5 protein-coding genes are annotated in these 4,055 nt (G+C 73.3%); all 5 read left to right on the top strand.

Features of this window, described 5'->3' with window-relative positions:
- Positions 1-448: 448 nt before the first annotated feature.
- Complete coding sequence (locus tag ACFPFQ_RS27440) at positions 449-679, top strand: hypothetical protein (protein ID WP_379623832.1); 231 nt, start codon at positions 449-451, stop codon at positions 677-679.
- 85 nt (positions 680-764) lie between these two features.
- Complete coding sequence (locus ACFPFQ_RS27435; protein ID WP_379623830.1) at positions 765-1,457, top strand: 4'-phosphopantetheinyl transferase family protein; 693 nt, start codon at positions 765-767, stop codon at positions 1,455-1,457.
- Positions 1,458-1,490: 33 nt separating this feature from the next.
- On the top strand, positions 1,491-2,111 hold the full coding sequence (locus ACFPFQ_RS27430) for a TetR/AcrR family transcriptional regulator (protein WP_379623828.1): 621 nt from the start codon (positions 1,491-1,493) through the stop codon (positions 2,109-2,111).
- Positions 2,108-2,485: a VOC family protein gene (locus tag ACFPFQ_RS27425; RefSeq protein ID WP_379623826.1), complete on the top strand. Its 378-nt coding sequence runs from the start codon at positions 2,108-2,110 to the stop codon at positions 2,483-2,485. The genes ACFPFQ_RS27430 and ACFPFQ_RS27425 overlap by 4 nt, the downstream gene beginning before the upstream one ends.
- A gap of 46 nt (positions 2,486-2,531) precedes the next feature.
- A complete protein-coding gene (locus ACFPFQ_RS27420; RefSeq protein ID WP_379623824.1) occupies positions 2,532-3,917 on the top strand; it encodes a DNA polymerase IV in 1,386 nt (461 codons plus the stop codon).
- Positions 3,918-4,055 lie beyond the last annotated feature (138 nt).

Below are 4,055 nucleotides of genomic sequence, written 5' to 3'. Positions count from 1 at the left end.
GGGAAAGGGAGACTGCCGCAACTGATCTACCGCATCCCGTCCGAATACTAGCGGCGACACGCTACTAGTGCGGTGGCCACGAACGTTGCCGGGTTCATCGCGTGATCCAGGCGGTTTCTCGCAAGGCGCCGGCCGCAGCTCATACCGGGGTATTCGCAAGGTCGGCAACGCCGCGAGGGGTCGCCTGGGCGCGCGAGGGACCCGGTGGACGTTTGCGGTCGCCGCACTGGCCGCCCGGAAATCCGGTGGCACCGGCGTGGAGCACGAACTAACGTGTTCCGCATGCGCCTCAGGTGATGCATCCCGCGCTCTGCGCGGCTCGCGGCCCGGACCGTCCGACGTCCCCGCCGCCGTTCCCGTTCGCGGGAGCCCTGCCCTTCGGTCCGTCCGGCCGGCCTCGTGCCGTTCCTGGCTCTCCCGTCGGCCGCATCCCAGCAAGGAGGCCTCCATGCCCGATCAGAACCCGTCCCTTCCCGGCATCTCCCCGGAGATCCTGTCCGCAGACGCGCTGTCCGCGGAGCTGCCGGAGACCCCGCCGGCACCGGCGCCCGTGAACCGCGCGGAGCGCCGGGGCAAGGCTCAGAAGCACGATTCCACGGAGCTCCGCCATCAGGGCTCCGGGCGTCACGCGAGGCCCGCACAGGGCCGCCGGATCAACCCGGTACGACGCACGGGCTGATCCGTTTCCCAGGGGGATACCGCCGTTCCCGCGTCCACGGGGACGGCGGTGTCCCTCGCCACGGCCGCCATGTGATCATCGCGGTATGAGCGCCGACCAGCCGTGCCGCGTGTGGTGGGCCGCCCCCGTGGATCCCGACACCGCTCCCGCACTCGTCGCACTGCTCGACGACCTCGAGCAGGACCGCCTGCACCGGTTCCGGCGCGCCGCCGACCGGGCCCGCTACCTCGCGGCGCACGCACTCACGAGGATCGTGCTCGGGGAACTGCTCGACACACCCGCCGCGATGCTCGTCTTCGACCGCACCTGCCGCTGCGGGCAGCAGCACGGCAAGCCGGTGCTCCCGGCACCCGGATCGCCGGGGTTCTCGATGTCGCACGCGGGCGATCTGGTCGGCCTCGCCGTGTCGCCGTCCGGCGCCGTCGGCATCGACGTGGAGCAGGTCCGCGCCACCACCGACCTGGCCGGCATGGCCGGGCACGTCTACTCCCCCACCGAGCTCACCCGCACCTCCCGCGCCGACGCCGGCGCGTTCTTCACCGCGTGGACCCGCAAGGAAGCGCTGCTCAAGGCCACCGGCGACGGGCTGGCCACCCCGATGACCACGATCACGCTCGGTCCCGGCGGCGTCGAGGCGTGGACGGGTGCGAGCGCGCCCGACGGGCCGGTGTGGCTGCGCGATCTGCAGCCGGCCCCCGGCTACCCGGCCGCCGTTGCCGGGTTCGGCGCGACGGCACCGGCGATCGTCGAGTCGGACGGGAACGCCCTGCTCGCTTGACGGAGTGAGTACTCACTCCTTATCGTGGATCGCATGATGGAGACACCCCCACCGCGGCGCCGCGCGCCCGGCATGAGCCCCGAGCGGCGCCGCGAGATGATCACGGCGGTCGCCATCCCACTGATCGTCCAGCACGGCGCGGCGCTCACCACCAGCCAGGTCGCGCAGGCCGCCGGCATCGGCGAGGCCACGATCTTCCGCGTCTTCAAGGACAAGGAGGAGCTGATCCACGCCTGCATCCTCGAGGTCGTGCGCCCCGACAACGTCATCGACGGCATCACGTCCGTCCCGCTCGACCAGCCGCTGGAGCAGCGCCTCGCCGAGGCGTCCGAGGCGCTCTCCGCCCACCTGGCGCGCATGGGCTCGGTGCTCGGCGCCCTGCACGCGGGCGGGCGACCGTCCCGACGCGACCCCGAGCAGGCGCCGGATCCGCAGGCACGCGAGAGGTCGTGGAGCGCCATGGTGGAGGCGGTCACGCCGCTGTTCGCCCCGGACGCCGCGGCGCTGCGCCTGCCGGTCGAGCAGGCAGCGGCGCTGTTCCTCGCGCAGCTGTTCAGCCGCACCCAGCCGGCCCCGGGCGGCGAGGTGAGCACCGAGCAGGCGATCGACCTGTTCCTGCACGGCGCGCTGCGGGCCCCGGCGAGCGCGGCATGACCGCCACCGTCGACCACGTCGCCCTGCCCGCCCGCGACTCCGCGACCTCGGCACGGTTCCTGGCCGCGGTGCTGGGCGACCTGCCGGCACGGCAGGCCGGACCCGACGACGACATGTTCGCCGTGCACCTCGACGGCGACACGATGCTGCTCTACATGGACGCGCCGCAGACCCCGAGGGGCCATGTCGCGCTCCGCATCGACGCCGAGCGGTTCGCCGGGGCCGTCGCGGCGCTGCGGGAGCGGGGCGTGCCGTTCGGCAACGACCCCGGCGCTCCCGAGAACGGCGCCACCAACGACTGCATCGGCACCGGCAGCCGCCTGTACTTCTCCGACGTCGACGGGCACCTGATCGAGCTGGTGGCGCCCTCCTGACGATGTCTGGCCGCTGCTTGTCAGTGCTCCGCGCGACAATGGCCGGGTGACCGCGTCCAGCAACCCAGCCCGCTGGGTGCTGCACCTGGACATGGACGCGTTCTACGCCTCCGCCGAGCAGCTCACCCGCCCCACGGTGCGGGATCGGCCGGTGCTCGTCGGCGGTCTGGGTCCCCGCTCGGTGGTGGCAGGCGCCAGCTACCAGGCGCGCGTGTTCGGCGCCCGCTCGGCGATGCCGATGGGCCAGGCGCGGCGGCTGTGCCCGCACGCGGTGGTGCTGCCCCCGCGGTTCGTGCTCTACCAGGCGCTGTCCGAGCAGGTCATGGGCGTGCTGGCTGCCGCGGCACCCGTGCTGGAGCCCATCTCGCTCGACGAGGCGTTCCTCGAGCCCCCCGCGCTGGCCGGGGCCGACGTCGCGCAGGTCGAGGCGTTCGGGGTGGAGCTGCGGGCAGCGGTGCGCGCCGCCACCGGGCTACCGGCGTCCGTCGGCGCCGGGTCGGGCAAGCAGCTGGCCAAGATCGCGTCGGAGCTGGCGAAGCCCGACGGGCTGCGCGTGGTCGCGCCCACCGACGAGCGTTCGGTGCTCGATCCGCTGCCGGTGCGGGCGCTGTGGGGCGTCGGGCCGGTGGCCGAGGCCAACCTGCTCAAGTTCGGCATCCAGACCATCGGCGAGCTGGCGGCCATGGAACTGCGCGAGGCCACCACGGTGCTCGGTGTCGCCATGGGCACGGAGCTGCACCGGCTCGCCCGTGGCGTCGACGACCGACCGGTCGCGCCCCGCGGCGCAGCCAAGCAGGTCAGCGCCGAAACCACGTTCGACATCGACCTCACGGCCATGTCGGCCGTGCACGAGGCCGTCGCACGCATGACGCAGGCGGCCCACCGCAGGCTGGTCTCGGCTGGGCGGGCGGCGCGCACCGTGTCGGTCAAGGTGCGCAGCGCCGACTTCACCACCGCCAGCCGTTCGGAGACAGCGGCCGTGGCCAGCACCGACCTGGGCGCGCTCACCGCTGTCGCCAAGAGGCTGGCCACCGCGGCCGTCCCGGCGGGCGGCGTCCGGCTGATCGGCGTCTCGCTGGCGGGCCTCACCGACGATCCGCCGCAGGCGCTGTTCGAGACCTACCGCCCGGTCGACACCGCAGAACCGGAGCCGGAGCAACCCGAGCCCGGGCAACCGGAGCCCGCGGCCGGGGAGCAGCCGGTGGTGGGCCACACGATGTCGGGGCAGGCCGCTGCGGCGTCGGAGCCGACGTGGCGTCCCGGCGACGACGTCCGGCACGCCGAGCACGGCCACGGCTGGGTGCAGGGCGCCGGCCACGGTCGCGTCACGGTGCGGTTCGAGACGCGCAGCACGGGTCCCGGACGGGCCCGCACGCTGGCCGCCGACGATCCGGCGCTGTCTCGTGGTGATCCGCTGGCAAGCCTCGGATAACCGGTGGTTCACCGGGGTTCTGGCAGGTCCAACCGATGTGACGGAAGAGTCTCTCCATCCGGGGGAACAACTAGGGCGTGTCCTGTAAGGGTTCTGACCTGGTATCGGTGATCATGCTCGCGTGGTAGGGCGTGGCGA

Source organism: Pseudonocardia sp. GCM10023141, from assembly GCF_042653605.1.
This window is presented reverse-complemented; position numbering and strand designations above follow the sequence as displayed.